We start from the raw sequence: 1,310 nt of genomic DNA on the forward strand, positions 1-1,310 counted from the left end.
CTGTTATCATACAAAGGCGTTTCTGCAACCTGGAAGGTGCAGACAAGCTGATCGGGCCGGATCGTCTTTTCAAAAAGATGGCCCATCTCCTGCAGGCCATCGGGACCTACGCTGATATGCTGAAACACATCGATACCGCCCAGGGTCTGACTGGCATGTATAAAAAACTCTTCTAAGGTAATCAGGTCCTTGATCACAACCATTTCAGTATTCATATCCGTTTTCTTGTTTTTCCCGAATCTCTTCGGCGTTTAAAGTATCGTCCAAGGCCGCTACAAATACCAGGTGTACCGGCTGGCGGCATACCTGGTCGAAGTTTCCAAAGTGTCCTTCCTTGGCAATGTTTTTTAGCATCATGATCCAGCCGCGGCCATCGCTGTAGCGTGGTTCGGTATCCCCACCAAACAGCTCATCGTACTGATCCAAAAACAAACGGGTCTGTACTTCAAAATAAGTAAGCAAAATCGTCTTGGTTTCCAGGCTCAGGGTTGCCAGGTGTTGGGCATGCATGAGCATACGCGACTCATTATAGGGCTCCCGCATATCTCCATTCCACTCTTCCGAGTTTTTAAAAGCCTTCAGATCCTTTCGCTCAGGGCGGTAAATGGTGGCCAGCAGCCGATCCAGGGCCGACAGATCACGATCGTCCGGACGAACAAAATCGGTGTAGGCCATCATAGCCATGGAAAGCTCCAGGGCACTGGTGTCGGCAAAGAGCTCGTCCATCAATAGGTAGCGTATCCCGTCATGCTCGAAATACTCGAAGGGCTTACCCTCAGGCATCGCAAACACCCACTGGATCTGCTTCTTTAAAGCGTCCCACTGCAGCTGGCTTAATCTCCAGCGCGCCCAATCCAAGGGCCGGATCCTGAAAATAAGCCGAGCGGCCATGCCATAGATTTCATCGGTTATAGCATCGGCAGGCAAGCGACAAAAAGGAATCAACTTTTCGTATTGCAGCTGATGGCAGTCCTTCCAACCAGCTGGCCCTTTATAGGTCTTGTTTCGGTAGCGGATCGTATCCATTATGCTGGCTCTACGATTACGATCAAATCAGGATCTCCCCAATTGATGACCAGGTTAGCGAATCGATAAGTTTGTGGACCATTAAGGGTCGGGCTCGTCAGGTTCTTGGATGGAATCCGGATTCGGAAGGGTAACGTCGGTTGATTAGAGAACAGGCAATATACGTCCACATTTTTGCTGCTCGCTGGGAAAGTAGTATCAGAATACCGGACAGAACCCGAGTAAACCGTATTGCTAATTTCTTCTTTGTTATCGATAAGCACAGCTATAATCGGATGAAAGCC

At 49.2% G+C, this 1,310-nt stretch carries 3 protein-coding genes; all 3 read right to left on the minus strand.

The window, feature by feature from the left end; genetic code table 11:
• Positions 1–215: hypothetical protein (locus CLV98_RS23245; RefSeq protein WP_146202360.1), on the minus strand; the 215-nt coding region annotated here is incomplete at its 3' end.
• Positions 205–1,026, minus strand: coding sequence for a hypothetical protein (locus CLV98_RS23250; protein ID WP_109678527.1), 822 nt, complete (start codon positions 1,024–1,026; stop codon positions 205–207). The genes CLV98_RS23250 and CLV98_RS23245, both read right to left, overlap by 11 nt.
• The coding region (locus CLV98_RS23615) for a hypothetical protein (RefSeq protein ID WP_158281329.1) at positions 1,026–1,310 on the minus strand (285 nt) is incomplete at its 5' end. The genes CLV98_RS23250 and CLV98_RS23615, both read right to left, overlap by 1 nt.

Source organism: Dyadobacter jejuensis, assembly GCF_003149085.1.
Taxonomy (GTDB): Bacteria; Bacteroidota; Bacteroidia; order Cytophagales; family Spirosomataceae; genus Dyadobacter; species Dyadobacter jejuensis.